The organism is Duganella sp. Dugasp78 (assembly GCF_059491455.1).
Window position 1 is genome coordinate 4,720,598 of record NZ_CP168506.1, and the last position, 18,348, is coordinate 4,738,945.

Below are 18,348 nucleotides of genomic sequence, written 5' to 3' on the forward strand. Positions count from 1 at the left end.
GCATGACGTCGTATTCATGAGCCATTTTAAATTTATATGTCGCGATGCCGACGATAGACAGAATGAATTTGTGTTTCGCGACCTGAATGCTTAAATGGAATCTCCTAACCGGGGAATAAAATCATGAAAAATATCTGCATAGCCGTAGTATTGGGCGGGCTGGCGCTGTCGCCGGCATTGCAAGCACAACCGCCCGAGGATACCGTCACCGTGCCGGTCACAGCACGTCAACTCCGCATTGAATTGCCCGATACGTATAGCAAAATGTGGCCCGAGGATTATCGCAACCTTGTGGCGCAGTACAGCTTGTCGAATGGGCAGACCTTGTCCATCACCAGTCGTGGTTTGAATATGTACGCTCATGTCGATCAGGGGCCGGAGCACAAGATCGTTGCCACCACCCGCGACAACTACGTGGCGCTGGACCGGCAACTGAAAATGGAGATCGTTCTGCACGACGATAACGGTGCGAGCGGTTCGGTGACGATGGTGGTGCCGTCGCGCAGCCTGGCTGACGGCCGCTTCGTACCCGAACACGTGGAGCTGCTGGCTTTCCGTTAGCATCAGGCGGTGCCCGGTTTTTTGCGGAAAATCGGGCCTGTTCCCTTTTTCATTTCCCTCTGCATACGCTATAGTATCCACATTGGTTTTCACGGGTAGGCTATGGCAACGCGCAGAGATTTTTTACAGCAGGGTTTGGGCCTGGCGGCAGCGGGTGTTTTATCGGTGCCGACGATAGGATGCGCTTCACGCGGCACCGTTCAACACAGCGCGGCCGCAGCGCCCAAGCCGGCGCCGCATCCGGCCGCGCCCGCTGGCGCATCGAGCGCCGTGGCCCAGGTCAAGCCGCCTGTCAGCATGCCGCATGCCACGGCCCCGTCGGGCTTCGGCGAGCTGGAGCCGCCACCCGACATCTTCGACGCGCAAGCGCTGGACCTGGAGTTCTGGCTCAAGCCGCGCACCATCGACGTGATCCGTCCGGCCTCGGGCGAGCGCGCCAAGCTGCTGTACTGGAAGGACGGCGAGATCATCGAATCGGCCTACCAGGACTTGTGCCACCTGCTGCGCGACGTCAACGGCAAGGAGACCGCGCCCATCGATCCCAAGCTGTTTGAAACGCTGTGGGGCACGCAGGCCTTCGTGGCGCGCTACGGCATCGATACGCCGCTGGAAATCCTGTCCGGCTACCGCACCCCGGCTTCCAACCAGAAGCTGCGCGAAGCGGGCGTGCCGGCTGCGCGCCAGTCGCTGCACATCGAAGGCCGCGCCGCCGATATCCGCCTGGCCAACCTGAATTCCGAAGTGCTGGGCGGCCTGGTCAAGAGCTTCCGCCAGGGCGGCGTGGGCTTCTACTACCGCTCCGGTCCGCGCGGCGGCTGGATCCATGCGGATACCGGCCTCAAGCGCACATGGAAGGGCTGACCTTCATTCGTAGAAATACGAGTGGTAGACGGTCGGCTTGAGCTCGGCCGCGCGGTCGCGGTCTATGTTTTTCGGATCGACCGGCCGCTCCCAAAAGATGCGCCATCCCAGCTGCTGGTCGCGCCGCACTTCCGGGTGCTGGCGCAGGTAATCGTTCAGGAACCGGGTGAACTCGGACTCGTATTCAAGACGGCCGGGGCCGTATGGATATTTATATTTCATCGGTCATTTCCTCCCATCGATTAAACTGGCGGCTGAGCAAGCAAAACAGGATGACTATGCAAGACGATGACAAGCCTGCGCCACCGCGTTTCCGTCCGGTGCCGTGGAGCGGGCTGGAGACCCCGGCCGATGTGGAACTGTGGATAGCCGAGCACGATCTCAGCCTGCAGGAACATATCGCCAAGAACGAGACCGGCTATGGCGTGTGCTTCACGCTGGCCGAGGGCGGCGAGATCTATATGCAGACCACGCAGGACGGCGCCCTGATCCTCGATGTTACGCCCGATGCGGAATGGGTGGCGCCCCTGATCATGGCCGCCGCGCGCGTGGACGAGGCGCCGCAGGGCCGGTTGTGGGTACTGCCGGACGATAAACTGATACAGTTGATGATAGGACTGAGCGGCCTGATCGCCAGTTCCATCCTGGTCGTGGGCCATGATTTCGGCCTGCGCCGCCGCATGGGCGCCTGGTAGCGCCTGCCACATACACAAGGAACTCCATGCATAAACGTGATTTCACTTTCAAGCTGGCGCAAGGCGCGCTGCTGGTGCTGACCCTGGCGGCCGCGGCCTTGCCGGCGTCGGCGGCCGATCTGCTGGCCACGGTCAAGGCGCGCGGCACGCTCAAGGTGGCGCTGGAAGGCACTTATCCGCCGTTCAATTACAAGGACCAGAAGACCGGCGAACTGGCCGGCTACGACGTCGACGTGGCGCGCCTGCTGGCCGGCAAGCTGGGCGTGAAAGTGGAGTTCGTCAGCAGCGAGTGGGCCAGCATCCTGGCCGGGCTGTCGGCCAATAAATACGATGTGATCATTTCGCAGGTCGGCATCAATCCCAAGCGCGAGCTGGCCTTCGACTTTTCGGCGCCGTACATTTACTCGATGCCGCAGCTGATCGTGCGCAAGGACGAGCAGGCAAGCTATAAAACGCTGGCCGACTTGAAGGGCAGGAAGCTGGGCGTGGGGCAGGGCAGCGTCTACGAGCAGCAGGCCAAGGCGGTGCCGGGCATCGACGTGCGCAGCTACGCGGCGGCGCCGGACACCATGTCCGACCTGGCCAGCGGCCGCATCGACGCGGCGCTCAACGACAGCCTGATGTCGGCCTACCTGCTGAAGATTTCCAAGCTGCCGATCAAGGCCGGCGCGCAGGTGGGTTCGGTCGAGCGCATGGGCATTCCATTCCAGAAGGGGAATCCGCAGTTCAAGGCGGCCCTGAACCAGGCGCTGGCCGCCGCCGCCGCCGACGGCAGCCTGAAGGCCGTCGCGCTGAAATGGTTCGGCACCGACGTCAGCAAGGCGCCCTGAGCATGGACTGGCAGGGCTTGCTGGAACTGCTGCGGGAGGCCGCGCCGGTCATGTTGCGCGGCGCCGGCTATACGGTGATCTTCGCCATGGCCGCCATGCTGGGCGGGCTGCTGATCGGCTTCCCGGTGGCGGTGCTGCGCATCCTGCCCTACCGCGCGCTGCGCTGGCCGGCCGGCGTGTATGTCAGCCTGATGCGCGGCACGCCGCTGCTGGTGCAGATGTTCGTCATCTACTACGGCCTGCCCAGCATCGGCATCGAATTCACGCCGGTGACGGCCGGCATCCTGGCGCTGAGCCTGAACGCCGGCGCCTTCCTGTCCGAGAGCCTGCGCGGCGCCATTGGCGCGGTCAGCAAGGGACAGTGGGCGGCCAGCTACAGCCTGGGGCTGGGCTACTGGCCCACGCTGTACCACGTGGTGCTGCCGCAGGCGCTGCGCATCGCGGTGCCGGCCATGAGCAATACGCTGATCAGCCTGATCAAGGATACCTCGCTGGTCTCGGTCATCACCATGACCGAACTGATGTTGTCGACCAAGGAGGTGATCGCCACCACCTTCCGGCCGCTGCCCTTGTATGTGGCCGCCGCCGTCATCTATTGGGGGCTGAGCCTGCTGTTCGAAGCGCTGCAACGGCGCGCAGAACAACGCTTGAATCGCGCACATCGCTGAGCCGTCGCCGTTCTCTCGACAGTGCGCGGCTTAAATGCTAGTCTGAACACCTACGCAAAGGGGTGGTATGGAGAAGCCTACGCACAATACCGGGTTGCATGCTGGCCGTCAGCCGATCTCCGCGGCGCGCATCGATGGGCTCACCCGCATGGCTATCATGGACGAAGGCGCGGTGATGGAACCGTTCGCCGAATTGCCCTCGGTCGATGAGCTCGACGCCGAGCAAACCTATTTCAACGATGTCTATCTGCTGGCGCCGGTCGGCTATTTCGTGCTCGGCTTCGACACCACCATCCTGCAGATGAATGTGGTGGCGGCCGACCTGCTCGGCCTGCCGCGCAACAACCCGGGCAAGGTGCCGCTGCGGCAGTTTGTCGCGTCCCGTTTCCATGATGACTTCGACCGTTTCGTGCGGCTGGCGCTGAACAGCCAGCATCCCGAGCAATGCGCGCTGCAGATGACGCGGGCGCGCAACCAGCAGGGCTTCCCGGTCACGCTGCGCGCCAGCGCCGACGCCAGCGGCCAGGCGATCCGCGTGGTGCTGGAGCTGGCCGAGGGCAAGCTGGCGGCGCTGGAACGCAGCGAGGAGCGCTTCCGCCGCATCGTCCACAGCGCCGAGGAGGGCATCTGGGAAATCGACGCCGCCGCCCGCACCAGCTTTGTCAACCCGAAGATGGCGCACATGCTGGGCTACAGCATCGAGGAGATGCTGGACCAGCCGCTGGTGGCCTTCATGGACGACGAGGGCCGCGCCATCCTGGAGCGCAATATCGCGCGGCGCCAGCAGGGCGTGGCCGAGCGCCACGAATTCAAGTTCCTGCGCAGGGATGGCAGCGAGCTGTGGGCCACGCTGGCCACCAACCCCATCTTCGACGCCGAGGGCAGCTACCTGGGCGCGCTGGCGCTGGTGACCGACATCACCGACAGCCGCGCGACCACCGAGCGCATCTGGCACCAGGCCAATTTCGACGACCTGACCGCGCTGCCCAACCGCCATATGTTCCAGGACCGGCTGGGCCAGGAGGTCAAGAAGGCGCAGCGCGAGGGCATGCAGCTGGCGCTGCTGTTCATCGACCTGGACGGCTTCAAGCAGGTCAACGACACGCTCGGCCACGCGCACGGCGACACCCTGCTGGTGGAGGCGGCGCGCCGCATCGGCGCCTGCGTGCGCAGCTCGGACACGGTGGCGCGGCTGGGCGGCGACGAGTTCACCGTGATCCTGTCGGGCATCGAGCAGACCGCCGGCATCGAGCGCATCACGCAGACCATGCTGTCGCTGCTGAACCGGCCGTTCGCGCTGGGCGCGGCCAACCCGTCGATCTCGGCCAGCATCGGCATCGCGCTGTATCCGTCGGACGCGCTGGCGCCGGAGGACTTGCTGCGCCATGCGGACCAGGCCATGTACGCGGCCAAGGAGTCCGGCCGCAACCGCTACAGCTACTTCACGGCCGACCTGCAGCTGGCGGCGCAGGCGCGCCAGCAGATCACGCTGGACTTGCGCACGGCGCTGGCGGAGCGCCAGTTCGCGCTGCACTTCCAGCCCATCGTCAACCTGCAGACCGGCACCATCGAGCGCGCCGAGGCGCTGCTGCGCTGGCGCCATCCGCAGCGCGGCTTGCTGGCGCCGGCCGATTTCCTGCAGCATGCCGAGTCGGGCGGGCTGATGATGGAGATCGGCGACTGGGTGTTCCGCCAGGCGGCCCTGCAGGCGCGCCGCTGGCAGGACGAGCTGGGGCCGGGCTTCCAGGTCAGCATCAACCAGTCGGCGGCGCAGTTCCGCGGCGACACCGCGCTCTACGTCGGCTGGCTGAACTACGCGGCCGAGCTGCAGCTGGCGCCGCGCAGCATCGTCATCGAGATCACCGAGGGCGTGCTGATGGACGGCATGGCCAAGGCCGCCGACCGCCTGCGCGAGCTGCGCGAGATGGGCTTGCAGGTGGCGCTGGATAATTTCGGCACCGGTTATTCCTCGCTGTCGCACCTGAAGCACTTTGGCATCGACCTGCTCAAGCTGGACCACAGCTTCATCCAGCACCTGGCGGTCGACAGCGGCGACCTGGCGATGTGCGAGGCGCTGATCGTCATGGCGCACAAGCTGGGCCTGCGGGTGGTGGCGGAGGGCGTGGAGACGGCGGCCCAGAGCGCCTTGCTGGCGCTGGCCGGCTGCGACTATGCGCAGGGTTTTGTGTACGCGGAGGCCTTGCCGGCCGAGCAGTTGACCGAGCTGGCCCGGCGCGGCCTGCCGCGGCAGGCCGTGGAATGAGGCGGGGGAGGCGGCCTGCCTAGCGCAGGCTCAGCAGCGAGATCACGCGCTCGCGGCTGATGCCCGCCAGCGCCGAGGTGATCGACAGCAGCGACTGGTAGCCGGGCTGCTTGGTGGTCGAGACGAAATTCTGCGCCACCTGGTCCATGCCGGCGGTGCTGTCGCGCGGCGCCGCGCTCTGCACGCGCGCGCTGACCTGGCTGAGCGCGGTGTGCACCGAGGCGATCGCCTGCTCCACCTGCGCCAGCGCCTGCACCACCTGCTGCAGGGTCGAGCGGATGGCGTCCATGTCCGAGGTTTGCCAGCTGTCGGGATCGACGGCCGGCGCCTCGGCCTCGGCCTTCACGCGGTTGAGCTGGCCGGTCGGGAAGCGCATGCCGCCGCCCTGCACGGCGATGGTGTCGCGCACATTGGCCCACGATGATTCGGCGGTGCTGAACTCTAGCTGGCCCTCCTCGTTGAGGTTGGCCCGCACACCGCTGGGTGCCAGCGCGTCGTCGAAGCGCTGGGCGATTTCCTCGTCCGACAGGCCCGGCTCCAGCACCACCGAGCGCAGGTTCTGGCCGCCGCCCAGCGAGATCGCCAGCACTTCGCGGCCGCCGGTGCGCAGGTTGCCGAGGTTCATGCCGCGCACGGTGAAGCGGGTGGTGCTGGCCTTGTTGCTGAATTTGAGGCGGGCGTCCAGCGTGCCGCCGGAGGCCGCGCTGCGGTTGCGCCAGCTGTTGCTGAACTGGCGCACGCGCGCGTCCAGCGTGCCGTCGGCGCGCTGGCGGTTGGCCAGGCGGGCGCTGAGGTCGGCCTTCAGGTTGCGCAGCTGGGCCGCGCTCTGTTCGAGGAAGTCGAGCGCCTGCTGGGCGCCGGAGATGTCGCCCTGCAGCGGCTGGTCCCAGTTGTTCAGGCCGCGGCGCAGCGGCGCCGCCGAAGTGGGCGTCGGCGTGACCGGCGTGGCCGTGGCTGCATTCTCGCCGTTCAGCCCCAGCGCGGTGCCGTCCACCGCGCTGGCATTGCTGGCGTTGCCAGGAACAATGACGTTGGGTGTGGAATTGGGCGAGATTTGCATACGATGCTCAGTCTGGAATTACAGGATGTTGAACAGCGACAGATTGCTGATCTTGGAATAGGCCTTGTACGACGATTGCAAGGCCAGATTATAACCGTTCAGCTGGGTGGCGGCGTCGCCGTAGTCCAGCTGGCCCAGGTCCAGCATCGCGGTCTGGTTCGACAGGCTGACGTTGGCGTGGTTGCCGTCCAGCGTGGACAGGATGTTCTGGGCGCCGCCCAGGTCGGCGATCTTGCCCGACACCAGGTCGAGCGCGCTGCTGGCGCCGTCCATATTGGCGCCCAGCGCGGCCGTCAGCGAGGGCGAGCCCACCGTCAGCGTCGCCGACGTCAGTTCGTTGATGGTGGTGTCCATCTGGTTGAGCAGGTCGTCCACGCCCTTGACGTCGACGTTGACGGTCTGCGTGATGCCGTTGCCGACCACGGTCTTCTGCTGGTTCTGGTTGCCGGTGAAGCTGTAGCGCGAACCGATGGCCGCGGTGGGATCGAAGCTGATGGCCGGGGTGTTGGTCTCCGTGCCGGAGAAGATGTAGCGGCCTTCCTGGTCTTTTTCGTTGGCGCTGTAGAAGATGCTGTCGCGCAGCGCGCTCATCGGGTTGACCATGGCCTTCAGGTCGGTGGCGGTGTTGCTGCCGTCCGAGGCCCAGACCAGCAGATCGTGGCTCTGGGTGATGTCGTTGGCCATGCTCTGCAAATAGGTTTCGTTGGTGGTCAGGCGGATCTTGACGGCCGCGATGTTGTCGCGGTACTGGCCGACGATGGCTTCCTCGCGGGTCAGGCGCGACAGGCGCACATTGGTGACCGGGTCGTCGGACGGCAGCTGGATCTTGTTGCCGGACGCCATTTGGGCGGTGATCTGGGCCAGATGGCTCTGGTTGTCCTGCAGGCCGCGGTTCATGGTGGCCTGGAACTGACTGGTGGCGATGCGCATACGGGCTCTCCTTAACCGAACATGTGCAAGGTGGCGTCAAACAGCGTGTTGGCGACCGCGATCACCTTCATGTTGGCCTGATACATATTCTGGAACTCGACCAGGTTGATCGCTTCCTCGTCGGTGTTGACCGCGCTGGTCGATTTCCAGTCGTCCTCGGACTGCTGGCGGACCGTGGTGGCGGTGTTCATCTGCGCCTGGTTCTGCTGGCTGTCGATGCCCAGCTTGCCGACCAGCTGGGTGTCGGCGTCGCCCAGCAGCACGCTGCCCAGGGTGGTCAGGGTGATCGGCTGGCCCTTGATGGCCACCAGTTGCTGCAGGTTGCCGCTGTCGCCGGGCGTGCCGTCGCTGGAGAAGGCCAGGTCGCTGGTCTTGAAGCCGCTCACCACCTGCAGCAGGCCGCTGCCGCTGGCCGGGTTGAACACCAGCAGCGGCGTGCCGTTGACGCCGGGGCTGGTCAGGCCGGCCGCCAGCTGGTTGTTGACCTTGGTCGACATCTGCTCGGCGATCTCGGCGATCGATTGCTGCAGCGGCTTCAGGGTGTTTTCCTGATAGTCCGCCAGGCCGCCCAGCTGGCCGCCGACCTTGGTGTCGTCGAGCTTGAAGGTGGTGTTGGCGAAGGTCACGTTCAGCTGCTGTATGCCGCTGGTGGTGTCGAAGGCCAGCGTGGCCCCGAGGTTGCTGACCACCAGCGGCTGGCCGCTCTTGAGCGAGACGCTGGCGGTGCCGTCCGGATTGTTGAGCACTTCCACCCCCACCTGGGAGGCGACGCTGTCGATCAGTTGCTCGCGCTGGTCGATCAGCGGCGAGGTGTTGGAGCCGTTGGCGCCGACGGTGATGATCTGCTGGTTCAGCGCGGCGATGCCGGCAAGCGACTGGTTCAGCCCCGGCAGGATGGCGGAGCGCTGCTGCTGCACCGAGATCATCTGGCTGGAGGTGACGTTGAAAATACTGTTGAACTGCTGCGACATGGAGTCGGCCGCGGTGATCACCTGCTGGCGCAGCGGGGTCGAGGTGGGGTCGACGCCGGCCGCGTTGAGCGCCTTGAAGAAGTTGTCGATGCCGTAGCTGAGGCTGGATTTGTCATCGCTCATGACTTTTTCCATCTGCGTCAGGTAAGGCTGGACCTGGGTGTGCTTGCCCAGGTCGGACGCGGCGCGCCACAGCTGCTGGGACTTATACGAGTCGCTGAAACGCAGCAGCGAGCCCACCTGCACGCCATTGCCGGGGCTGTTGGCCGCGCCGCCGCTGGCCAGCGTCTGCAGCAGCACGCCCTGGCGGGTGTAACCCTTGGTTTGCGAGTTGGCGATGTTCTGGCTGACCGTGTTCAGGGCAGCCTGGGCGGCCAGGGCGCCGGACAGTGCGTTGTTAGAGATGCTCATATTGCAAGGGTCTTTCCTGGTGAAGGCCGGAGGACCAGTCGCTTGCAGTGCTTACACGAGGTCCACTGGTCCGTTAACTGTAAAGGGCGACCGTTTACTGCGCCGGATTAAGTGTGGCGGGAATGTTTTGCGGTTCGGCAACATCTGACGCCGGCGCGGCCGCCGCCTGGCGCGGCAGGCCGGCCTGCGGCGCCAGCGGGGCGCTGGCCGGCGGCAGCAGCTGGCGCAGGATGGCGTCGGCCACGCCGAAGGCGCGCCGGCCGGCCAGCTGGTCGGCCACCAGGTTGTCGGCCATGTCCAGCATGTCCTCGTTGAGCTTGTCCTTGAACACGCTGTCCTCGGCCGACAGCTCGCGCGTGCCGGCGCGCATCTGGTGCAGCATGTGGCCGATGAAGAAGCTCTCGAACTTGACCGCCGCCTCGGTGGCCTTGGCGCGGTACTTGGGGTCGACACCGTCGTCGACGGCCGGGGCGGCCACCACCGGCGTCTCGCTGAGCTTGTCGGCCACGCCGATGCGCATGGTGCTGCCGTCGAATTTGCTGGGGTCGAAGTTCATGGCTTTCCTTAGATGACGACCAGTTCGCCTTCGATGGCGCCGGCCTGGTCCAGCGCCTGCAGGATGGCCATGATGTCGTCCGGCGAGGCGCCCAGGCTGTTGATGACGTCGATGATTGCCTGCAGCTTGGCGCCGGCCGGCCATTTGAACATCTGGCCCGAGCCCTGGTCGACGCTGACCTGCGATTGCGGCGTGGACACGGTGTTGCCTTGGGCCAGGGCGTTCGGCTGGCTGACCTTGGTCGATTCGGAGATCACCACCTTCAGCGAGCCGTGGGTGACGGCGGCCGCGCGCACCCGCAGGCCGTCGGCGATCACCACGGTGCCGGTGCGCGAATTGAACACCACCTTGGGGGCGTCGTCGCCGACGTCGATCGACAGCGCCTCCAGCTTGGCCATGAAGGCCACGCGCTGGGTCGGGTTGGCCGGCGCCACCACGTCGATGCTGGTGGCGTCGTTGGTGGTGGCGATGTCGCCGAAGCGCTGGTTGATAGTGTCGACGATGTTGATCGCGGTCTGGAAGTGCGGGTGGCGCAGCGACAGGCGCACCGTTGGCTTGGTGGCGAAGTCGCTGGCGATCTCGCGCTCGATCGCGGCGCCGCTCGGGATGCGGCCCGAGGTCGGGGTGTTGACCGTGACCGAGGAGCCGCTCTTGCCGGCCGCGCTGAAGCCGCCGACCACCACGTTGCCCTGGGCCAGGGCGTAGACCTCGTTGTCGGCCGCGCGCAGCGGCGTCAGCAGCAGGGCGCCGCCGCGCAGGCTCTTGGCGTCGCCCATCGAGGACACCACGACGTCGATGTTCTGGCCCTTGCGGTAGCCGGGCGGGAACACCGCCGACACCATCACGGTGGCGACGTTCTTGGACTTGGCGTCGGTGCCGTCGGGCACCTTGACGCCGAACTGCTTGAGCATATTGATCACCGACTGGCTGGCGAACTTGACCTGGGTCGAGTCGCCGCTGCCGTTCAGGCCGACCACCAGGCCGTAGCCGACCAGCGGATTGTCGCGCATGCCTTCGACGGCGACCAGGTTGCGCAGCACTTGCGCGGCCTGGACCGGTCCAGGAAGGGCCACGCCGAGGGCGACGCAGAAGGCCAGCGGCAGGGCCAGAAGACGGGAGAGCTTGCGGAAATTCATGGGGTTCACCCTATCTAAAACTACGGCCGTCAGAACGGCATCAGCGGGCCGTTGAAGAAGCGCGACAGCCAGCCGGCCGACTGCGTGTCGGCCAAGGTGCCCTGCGCCGAGTAGGCGATGCGGGCGTTGGCGATGCGCAGCGACGAGACCTGGTTGTCGGCGTCGATGTCGGCCGCGCGCAGGTAGCCGCGCAGGCGGACGAATTCCTCGCCCTGGTTCAGGGTCAGGGTCTTTTCGCCGGACACGCGCAGCAGGCCGTTGGGCAGCACTTCCTGCACGATCACGGTGATGGCGCCGGTCAGGGCGTTCTGCTGGGTGCTGGTGGCGTCGCCGGCGAAGGTGTTGGAGGCGCCCAGGCCGAGTGCGGCCTTGCCGAAGGTCTTGCCCAGCAGGTTGGGGGCGACGATGTTGTCGGCCGAGTTCTTGGAATAGCTGGTGCCGGCCTTCTTGCTGGCCTGGGTGGTTTCCTGCAGGTTGACGGTGACCACGTCGCCGACCCGGAAGGCGCGGCTGTCCGAGGTCAGCGACAGGCCCAGGTCGGCGCTGTAGACGCCGCCGGAAGTACCTTTCGGGCCGACCGCGCGCGACACGGTGGGCGGCTCGTCGGACGGACCGGGCCGCACCGGCGGCGGCTGCAGCGCGGCGCAGCCGGTCAGCGCGGCCAGCACGGCGGCCAGCGCCGCCTTGGCCCAACCGGGGACGGGCAGGGCGGCTTTCATTATCGCGCGGCCTGCGACAGGTATTGCAGCATATTGTCGGCGGCCGACAGCACCTTGGTGTTCATCTCGTAGGTGCGCTGGGCGGCGATCATGTCGACCATTTCCTCCACCACCTGCACGTTCGAGCCTTCCAGCGTGCCTTGCTTGAGCTTGCCCCACTGGGCGTCGCCCGGCTTGCCGTCGGTCGGCGTGCCGCTGGACGGGGTTTCCGCGAACAGGTTCTCGCCCAGGGCCAGCAGGCCGGTCGGGTTGATGAAGCTGGTCAGGGTCAGCTGGCCCAGCTGGCTGGCTGTGGTGTTGCCGGCCAGCGTGGCCGAGACCACGCCGTCCTCGGCGATGGTGAGCGAGGTGGCGTTGGCCGGAATGGTGATCTGCGGGATCAGCGGCAGGCCGTGGGCGTTGACCAGGATGCCGTTGGCGTCGACCTGCAACTGGCCGGCGCGGGTGTAGGCGGTCTCGCCGTTGGGCTGGCGCACCGACAGGAAGCCGTTGCCCATCACCGCCACGTCGAGCTGGTTGCCGGTGGTTTGCAGCGAGCCCTGGCTAAAGACTTTTTGCGTGCCCACCATGTGCACGCCGTTGCCCAGCTGGACGCCGGACGGCGCCAGCGTGTTGTTGTCGGCGCGCTGGGTGCCGGGCTGCTGCTCGATCGAATAGAACAGGTCCTCGAACACCACGCGGTCGCGCTTGAAGCCGACGGTGTTGGCGTTGGCCAGGTTGTTGGCGATGGCCTGCAGTTTCTCGTCCTGCGCCTGCACGCCGGTTTTGCTGATCCACATTGCTGGATTCATGATTTCTCCCTGTAGTGTAACGTGGACCGGCTCAGCCGCCGATCAGGCGGTTACCGGTTTCGGCCATCGAATCGCTGGCCTTGAACAACTTCATCTGGATTTCAAAGGTACGGTTCAAGCTCATGGTGGCGACCATTTCCTCCACCGCCGAGACATTGCTGCCCTCCAGGTGGCCGGGCTTGACCACCACGGTGGCGTCGGTGGCCAGCGGCTGGCCGCTGCGCGCCACCAGCAGGCCGGCCTCGTTCTTGGTCAGCTCCGAGGCCTCGGCCTTGACCAGCTTGAGCTTGTCGATGGTCTGCATGGTGGTGGTGCCGGGGCTCTGGATCGACACCGTGCCGTCGGCGCCGACCGCGATCTTGCTGTACTCGGGCAGCGAGATCGGGCCGCCTTCGCCCAGCACCACGTTGCCGTTGATTTTCAGCGTGCCGGCCTCGTCGAGCGTCATGGCGCCGGCGCGGGTGTAGGCCTCGCCGGTCGGGCCCTGCACCGCGAAGAAGCCGTTGCCGTCGATGGCCACGTCCAGATCGCGGCCGGTGGCCTTGAGCGTGCCCTGGCGGGTCGACACCGCGTTGGCCTGCAGCTGCGACATGTGGCGGTCGTCGTAGCCGTAGCCGTTGACGGTCTGCGCCGACGACAGCTCCATGTTGGCGCGGAAGCCGCCGGTTTCGATGTTGGCCAGGTTGTTGGCGTGTACCTGCTGGCCGCGCAGGGCCCGTTCGGCCCCGCTCATGGCGGTGTAGATCAGCGCATCCATGGGTCAGCTTGTCCTTACAGCGCTTGCATCAGCGATTGCATCATCTGGCTCTCGGTCTGGATGACCTTGGAGTTGGCCTGGTAGTTGCGCTGCGAGGTCATCAGGCCGACCAGTTCCGAGGTGATGTCGACGTTCGACTGTTCCAGCGAGCTGGTGTTGAGCGAGCCGGTCATGCCGACGCCGGCGAAGTTGACCAGCGGCGTGCCCGAACCCTGCGACTGCACCCAGCTGGTGTCGTCGACCTGGGTCAGCGAGCCCTCGTCGGGGAAGGTGGCCAGCGTCAGCTTGCCGACCGGCTGCTTCTGGCCGTTGCTGTACTTGGCGATCACCGAGCCGTCCTTGGCCAGGTCGACCCCGGCAAAGGTGCCGGAGGCGTAGCCGTTGGCGCTGTTGGTCGAGGTGGTGGCTTCTCCGCGGAAATACGTGGTGCCGGTGTAGTCCACCACGAAGGCGCTGGTCATCTTGGCGCCGCTGATGAAGCCGGGCCACAGCGTCGGATCCGAGGTGTCGATCGCGCTCAGGTCGATCGGCGCGAGCTTGCCGTTGACGGCGGGATCGTTGGGGTCGGGCGTGGTCATCTGGCCGGTGGTCGGGCTGAAGACCAGGTTGTCGGTCGAGACGCCGTTGCCGTCGAGGACGAAATTGACCTGGATGGAGCCCGGCGCGGTGTTGCTGAAGTATTGGGTCAGCGTGTGCTGGCCGCCCAGCGTGTCGTAGATGATCGAGGCCTTGGACATGCTGAACGTCGACGGGTCGGGCGGGGTGGTCGGGGTCACGGCCGCCAGCGCCGGGAAGACGGTCGGGGTCCAGTCGGACGACAGGTTGCCGACGTAGTTGAGCTTGTCGCTGAGGACGGCCGGGATCTGGCCGGTCGGGATCGTGATGTCGCCCTGGGCGCCCGGTTGGGTGCTCGGCGGCGTGATGGTGGCGCCCTGCACCTTGCGGCCCGAGGCGTCGGTCAGGAAGCCGTCCTTGGAGGTGTTGAAGATGCCGACCCGGGTGTAGTTGATGGTGTTGCTGCTGTCCTTGACCATGAAGAAGCCGGCGCCGTTGATCGAGGCGTCCAGCGAGCGGCCGGTGTTGAGGATGCCGCCGGTCAGGCCGATGTTCTGGGTGGTCGAGCCGATCTTGACGCCGGTCGGCTGGTCGCCCGCCACCAGCGACGAGAAGTTGGCGCGCGAGGTCTTGTAGCCGTAGGTGCCGGCGTTGGCGATGTTGTGGCTGGTGACGTCCAGCGCTTCGTTGATGGCCTGGATGCCAGACAATGCGATATCGAAACTCATGATGGATACCTTTCTTAGAGACTAGATTGAGTGGCGGAAGCGGTGGATTTACCGTTGAAAGCGGTGATGGCGGTCGGCGCGACCTCGCCGATGTTGCCGACGTTCAGGACGACGCTGCCGCTGGCGGCCAGTCGTACGCTGTTCAGGCGGCCTTGCAGGTCGACCGGCGGGTTTTCCTTGGTGCTGGTCTCGACCGTCATGGTGTAGGTGCCGGCGGGCAGGCCCAGCGCGGTCGGGTCGACGCTGAACGGCACGGTGCCGGCCGCGGTCGTGCCGAGGTTGACGTAGTGCTTGCCGCCGTCCAGGCCGGTCAGCACCACGCGCGTGGTGGTGCTGGTCGCGCCCAGCGTCATCTGGCCGCTGATTTTGGTGGCGCCGTCGGTGCTCAGGGTGCTGGTCTCGGCCATGACGTCGGAGCCGACCTGGGCGCCCAGGGCCAGCACCTGCATGCTTTGCAGCACGCTGGCGTTGGCGCTGGTCAGGCTCGACAGGTTCTGCAGCGACTCGGTCTGCGACAGCTGGGTCAGCTGCTGGACGAACTGGGCCGGATCGGTCGGCGACAGCGGGTCCTGGTTCTTGATCTGCGCCACCAGCAGCTTGGTGAACATGTCCGAGGTCGCGCTGGCGCTGTTGCCGGTGATGTTGCTGCCGGTGGCGGCCGGCGTGCTGGCGCCGTTGTTGAGGAGACTGACTGTCATGGCTTAACCTTCACCGAGTTTGAGGAGGGATTGCTGCATCGTGCGGATGCGGCCCAGTACTTCGACATTGGTCTCGAAGGCGCGCGAGGCCGACATCATGTCGGTCATCTCGGCCACCTGGTTGACGTTGGGGTAGAACACCATGCCGTCGGCGTTGGCCATCGGATGGCCCGGTTCGTAGACCTTGCGCAGCGGCTCGCTCGATTCGACCACGTCCAGCACCTGCACCCTGCCGCCGGCGTTGCCCATGTCGTCGATGTTGTCGCCCATGACGGCGGCAAACACCGGCTTGCGGGCGCGGTAGGTGTCGGCCTCGGTGCCGGCCACGGAATCGGCGTTGGCCAGGTTGCTGGCGATGGTGTTGAGACGCACCGACTGCGCGGCCATGGCCGAGCCGGCGATCTCTGAAATATTCTTGAACGACATCTCGCGCTCCTTATTGACCGTTATTGGCCATTGATGGCTTTGGCCAGGCCCTTGAGGCTCATGTTGACGAAGGTCAGGCTGGTCTGGAAGTCCGAGGCGTTCTGCGAGAACGCCGCCTGCTCGACGCCGATCTCGACGGTGTTGCCGTCGCGGGTGGGGTGGTAGGGCACACGGTACATCATGGCGCTGTCCTCGTCGCCGCCGATGTCGCCCGTGGCGTCGGCCTGGGTGCTGGCCAGCGTGGCGGCGAAGTCCATGTCGCGCGCCTGGAAGCCGGGCGTGTTTTCATTGGCGATGTTGGAGGCCAGGATGCGGGTGCGCTCTGCCCGCAGGTGCAGCGCGTCGGCATGCAGGCCCACCGCGTCTTTGAAATTAATCGCCATGTTCATCCCCTGAGTAGGCATTGCTGTAAAACGATGTTGCATGAGTGAAAACCGCTGGCGCCGGGGTAGAATGGCGCCCTGGCATCATAGTAGAGGTATTGCCCATGTTCAACAAAAGTATTGTAACCGCTTTGCGTGCAATGTTGCTGTTTTGCACTTCATTTTCCGCGGCTTTTTCCGCGCCCGTGCCGACCGCCGCCGAACAGGTGCCGCTGGCGGTGGAGGCGGCCGCGCGCGCCCATGTGCAGAACTGGGCCGACAGCAGCGGCCTGGTGGAACCGAAGTTCGAGCTCAACGTGGTGCGCGGCAGCAGGCCGCTGGCCGCATGCAGACAGGCGGTCACGGTGGAGGCGCTCGATACGCGGCTGCCCAGCCGCATGCGTTTCGCCGCGGTCTGCGCCGGCACCGACGGCTGGCGATACGAGTTCGTGGTGCGCGCGCAGATCTCGGCGCGCATTGCCGTGGTGGCAAGCGATGTGCCATCCGGGAAAGTATTGACCGACGACGATGTGTTGCTGGAGCGCCACGACATCTCCGGCATCGCCGACAGCGTGGCCGATCCGCAGGAAGTGGTGGGCCTGAGCGGCCGGCGCGCGCTGCGCAGCGGCGAGGTGTTGCGCATGGCCCTGCTGACGGCGCCGACCCTGGTCAAGCGCAACGACGCCGTGCGCATCGTCGCCAAGCGCGAGCAGATCGAGGTCAGCATGGCGGGCGAGGCGCTCGACAGCGGCGCGCGCGGCACGCTGGTGCGGGTGCGCAACGCCAACGGCACCGTGATCCGCGCCAGGGTGACGGGCGCGGCGACGGTGGAGCCGGTCGATATGCCCGTGTCCACTAATTCCCCGACGCAGTGAAGTGGCTGCCGCCGCGTTGCAACTGCGCGGCCAGCTTGCTGAGTTTGTCGGCGTAGTTGGGGTCGGTCGCATAGCCGCCCTGCGCCAGGCCCTGCGCGAAGGCGCGGGCGTCGCTGCCGGTGTTGAGCGCGGCCTGGTAGCGGGGATTGCTGGTCAGCATGTCCGCATAGTCGCGGAAGGCGCTGGCGGTGTCCGGATAGCTGCGGAAGCGCTCGACCTTCTTGAGCATGGCGCCGTGTTCGAATTCCGTGGTGCTGGCGGCCGCCACCGCGCCTTGCCAGCCGCCGCCGGCCTTCAGGCCGAACAGGTTGTTGCTGTCGGCGCCGCCCTGGCGCAGCGGATTGCGGCCCCAGCCCGATTCCAGCGCGGCGTGGGCGGCAACGATGTCGGGCGATACGCCCAGCTTGCCGGCGGTTTCCTCGGCCCAGGGCTGGATCGAGGCCAGGAATTGTTGCTGGATATCGGCCTCGGCGCCGCCGCTGATGGCGCCGGCGCCCTGGTGGCGCAGCGCCATCGCCTGCAGGGTCATGGCCGGCGTGGCCGCGCTGCCGGCGGCCGCGGCCGGCGCGCTGAAGCGGCCGCCCTGGGCGATGAAGCTGTCGACGTCATGCTGGACTTGCTGGAAGGTCGAGGCGAAGGCCCCGGACGAGGCCATGCCGCCCAGCGCCGCGGTGGGGCGGCTGGCGCTCATGTTCGATACGGTTGCTGCGGTCGGTGCGGTCGATTGCATCCGGTCAAGCTGGTGCATAAATCTGCTCCTCGCCATGCAGCACGCGCTGCATGATGCTGTACTGTTCCACCAGCAAGTCGCTATTGCGCTTGCCCAGACGTTTGCATTCGATCACCATCTGTTCCAGGGTTGCCCAGTCAGCTTCCATTCTCTCCCGTGCCGCATTTTTCAGCAAGGCAAATGCCTGCAACATTGTCGAAGTTGGTCCCAATAAACGTTGTACCAGCGCCACGCGCAGGACGCGGCGCTCCTGCATGACGTCGACCAGGGCGGAAATCGCCTCGGCCACGGCGGCCAGTTGCGGGCCCTGGTGGCGCACGGCGGCGTCGAATTGCTGCTCCAGCAGGCCGCGCAACTGCTGGTAGGCCAGCAGATCGTCGGCCACGCCGGCCAGCAGCTGGCGCATGGCTTCCTGCCGGGTGGCGGGGGCGCCGCCGGCCTGGCCCGCTGCCGTCACTTCTCGCTCCCGTGGAAACGCTGGACCAGGCCGGCCAGCTTGGCGGGGTCGAACGGCAGCTCGCCCTTGGCCAGCGCGTCGCGCAGCTGGTCGACCTTTTCCTGGTCGATCTCCGGCATCTCGCGCATCGCCTGCAGGGCCGGCTGCAGCACCGCCGATTGCAGCGGTGCCTGCGGCGCCGGCGCGGCGACGGCCTCGGCCGCTTCCGCCGGGGCGGCTTCCGCCACCCGCTGGACAGCGACGCCGTCGGGACTTCCTGTCGAGATTCTCATACGTGTGCCTCTGCTTGGCTTGGTTTCCATACTGTG

Annotated in this window: 23 protein-coding genes; 7 read left to right on the forward strand and 16 right to left on the reverse strand. The window is 66.2% G+C overall.

Translation table 11 applies throughout. The annotated features are described in order from the left end of the window. Positions 1 to 123: 123 nt before the first annotated feature. Together ACEN9O_RS20940 and ACEN9O_RS20945 are read left to right on the forward strand one after the other, a co-directional pair. Positions 124 to 561, forward strand: coding sequence for a hypothetical protein (locus ACEN9O_RS20940; RefSeq protein WP_495613746.1), 438 nt, complete (start codon positions 124 to 126; stop codon positions 559 to 561). A gap of 102 nt (positions 562 to 663) precedes the next feature. Continuing rightward, complete coding sequence (locus ACEN9O_RS20945; protein ID WP_495613747.1) at positions 664 to 1,422, forward strand: YcbK family protein; 759 nt, start codon at positions 664 to 666, stop codon at positions 1,420 to 1,422. Positions 1,423 to 1,425: 3 nt separating this feature from the next. On the opposite strand, the gene ACEN9O_RS20950 is transcribed toward ACEN9O_RS20945, so the two are convergent. Next, on the reverse strand, positions 1,426 to 1,644 hold the full coding sequence (locus tag ACEN9O_RS20950) for a DUF3460 family protein (RefSeq protein ID WP_495613748.1): 219 nt from the start codon (positions 1,642 to 1,644) through the stop codon (positions 1,426 to 1,428). 56 nt (positions 1,645 to 1,700) lie between these two features. On the opposite strand from ACEN9O_RS20950, the gene ACEN9O_RS20955 reads away from it, so the two are divergent. The 4 genes from ACEN9O_RS20955 (at position 1,701) to ACEN9O_RS20970 (ending at position 5,878) form a co-directional block, all read left to right on the forward strand. Then, a complete protein-coding gene (locus ACEN9O_RS20955) occupies positions 1,701 to 2,117 on the forward strand; it encodes a hypothetical protein (RefSeq protein WP_116988530.1) in 417 nt (138 codons plus the stop codon). A gap of 26 nt (positions 2,118 to 2,143) precedes the next feature. Next, on the forward strand, positions 2,144 to 2,947 hold the full coding sequence (locus ACEN9O_RS20960) for a transporter substrate-binding domain-containing protein (RefSeq protein WP_495613749.1): 804 nt from the start codon (positions 2,144 to 2,146) through the stop codon (positions 2,945 to 2,947). A 2-nt stretch (positions 2,948 to 2,949) separates the two neighbouring features. Beyond that, entirely contained in the window at positions 2,950 to 3,615 is a 666-nt protein-coding gene (locus ACEN9O_RS20965; RefSeq protein WP_495613750.1) for an amino acid ABC transporter permease, read from the forward strand. A gap of 148 nt (positions 3,616 to 3,763) precedes the next feature. Continuing rightward, positions 3,764 to 5,878 carry a putative bifunctional diguanylate cyclase/phosphodiesterase gene (locus ACEN9O_RS20970; protein ID WP_495613751.1) on the forward strand — a complete coding sequence of 705 codons (2,115 nt, stop codon included), beginning with the start codon at positions 3,764 to 3,766 and terminating at the stop codon, positions 5,876 to 5,878. 19 nt (positions 5,879 to 5,897) lie between these two features. On the opposite strand, the gene ACEN9O_RS20975 is transcribed toward ACEN9O_RS20970, so the two are convergent. The 12 genes from ACEN9O_RS20975 to flgB form a co-directional block, all read right to left on the reverse strand. Then, positions 5,898 to 6,938, reverse strand: coding sequence for a hypothetical protein (locus tag ACEN9O_RS20975; RefSeq protein ID WP_495613752.1), 1,041 nt, complete (start codon positions 6,936 to 6,938; stop codon positions 5,898 to 5,900). An 18-nt stretch (positions 6,939 to 6,956) separates the two neighbouring features. Next, on the reverse strand, positions 6,957 to 7,868 hold the full coding sequence (gene flgL / locus ACEN9O_RS20980; RefSeq protein ID WP_495613753.1) for a flagellar hook-associated protein FlgL: 912 nt from the start codon (positions 7,866 to 7,868) through the stop codon (positions 6,957 to 6,959). 11 nt (positions 7,869 to 7,879) lie between these two features. Beyond that, entirely contained in the window at positions 7,880 to 9,250 is a 1,371-nt protein-coding gene (gene flgK, locus ACEN9O_RS20985; protein WP_495613754.1) for a flagellar hook-associated protein FlgK, read from the reverse strand. Positions 9,251 to 9,344: 94 nt separating this feature from the next. Then, positions 9,345 to 9,806, reverse strand: coding sequence for a rod-binding protein (locus ACEN9O_RS20990; RefSeq protein ID WP_495613755.1), 462 nt, complete (start codon positions 9,804 to 9,806; stop codon positions 9,345 to 9,347). 8 nt (positions 9,807 to 9,814) lie between these two features. Then, positions 9,815 to 10,942, reverse strand: a complete 1,128-nt coding sequence (locus tag ACEN9O_RS20995) for a flagellar basal body P-ring protein FlgI (RefSeq protein ID WP_495613756.1) — start codon at positions 10,940 to 10,942, stop codon at positions 9,815 to 9,817. 29 nt (positions 10,943 to 10,971) lie between these two features. After that, positions 10,972 to 11,661: a flagellar basal body L-ring protein FlgH gene (flgH, locus tag ACEN9O_RS21000; protein ID WP_495613757.1), complete on the reverse strand. Its 690-nt coding sequence runs from the start codon at positions 11,659 to 11,661 to the stop codon at positions 10,972 to 10,974. After that, positions 11,661 to 12,452, reverse strand: a complete 792-nt coding sequence (gene flgG, locus ACEN9O_RS21005) for a flagellar basal-body rod protein FlgG (protein WP_175001287.1) — start codon at positions 12,450 to 12,452, stop codon at positions 11,661 to 11,663. The genes flgH and flgG overlap by 1 nt, the downstream gene beginning before the upstream one ends. 31 nt (positions 12,453 to 12,483) lie before the next feature. Beyond that, positions 12,484 to 13,209, reverse strand: a complete 726-nt coding sequence (flgF, locus tag ACEN9O_RS21010) for a flagellar basal-body rod protein FlgF (protein WP_495613758.1) — start codon at positions 13,207 to 13,209, stop codon at positions 12,484 to 12,486. A gap of 14 nt (positions 13,210 to 13,223) precedes the next feature. Continuing rightward, entirely contained in the window at positions 13,224 to 14,492 is a 1,269-nt protein-coding gene (locus tag ACEN9O_RS21015; protein ID WP_495613759.1) for a flagellar hook protein FlgE, read from the reverse strand. 14 nt (positions 14,493 to 14,506) lie between these two features. Then, positions 14,507 to 15,190, reverse strand: a complete 684-nt coding sequence (locus ACEN9O_RS21020; RefSeq protein WP_495613760.1) for a flagellar hook capping FlgD N-terminal domain-containing protein — start codon at positions 15,188 to 15,190, stop codon at positions 14,507 to 14,509. 3 nt (positions 15,191 to 15,193) lie between these two features. Then, positions 15,194 to 15,616, reverse strand: coding sequence for a flagellar basal body rod protein FlgC (flgC, locus tag ACEN9O_RS21025; RefSeq protein WP_495613761.1), 423 nt, complete (start codon positions 15,614 to 15,616; stop codon positions 15,194 to 15,196). Between the two features lie 20 nt (positions 15,617 to 15,636). Continuing rightward, on the reverse strand, positions 15,637 to 15,999 hold the full coding sequence (gene flgB, locus ACEN9O_RS21030; protein WP_495613762.1) for a flagellar basal body rod protein FlgB: 363 nt from the start codon (positions 15,997 to 15,999) through the stop codon (positions 15,637 to 15,639). 185 nt (positions 16,000 to 16,184) lie between these two features. Here flgB and flgA point away from each other — a divergent pair, with 185 nt between their 5' ends. After that, on the forward strand, positions 16,185 to 16,853 hold the full coding sequence (flgA, locus tag ACEN9O_RS21035) for a flagellar basal body P-ring formation chaperone FlgA (protein ID WP_495613763.1): 669 nt from the start codon (positions 16,185 to 16,187) through the stop codon (positions 16,851 to 16,853). Here the strand turns inward: flgA and ACEN9O_RS21040 are convergent. The 3 genes from ACEN9O_RS21040 to flgM are packed head-to-tail and all read right to left on the reverse strand — an operon-like array spanning position 16,834 to position 18,312. After that, positions 16,834 to 17,601, reverse strand: a complete 768-nt coding sequence (locus ACEN9O_RS21040) for a glycoside hydrolase family 73 protein (protein ID WP_495613764.1) — start codon at positions 17,599 to 17,601, stop codon at positions 16,834 to 16,836. The two genes, flgA and ACEN9O_RS21040, sit on opposite strands and share 20 nt — an antisense overlap. Continuing rightward, entirely contained in the window at positions 17,588 to 17,989 is a 402-nt protein-coding gene (gene flgN / locus ACEN9O_RS21045) for a flagellar export chaperone FlgN (protein ID WP_495618510.1), read from the reverse strand. Before flgN ends, ACEN9O_RS21040 begins: the two co-directional genes overlap by 14 nt. Positions 17,990 to 18,036: 47 nt before the next feature. Next, a complete protein-coding gene (flgM, locus tag ACEN9O_RS21050) occupies positions 18,037 to 18,312 on the reverse strand; it encodes a flagellar biosynthesis anti-sigma factor FlgM (RefSeq protein ID WP_495613765.1) in 276 nt (91 codons plus the stop codon). Between the last annotated feature and the right edge of the window lie 36 nt (positions 18,313 to 18,348).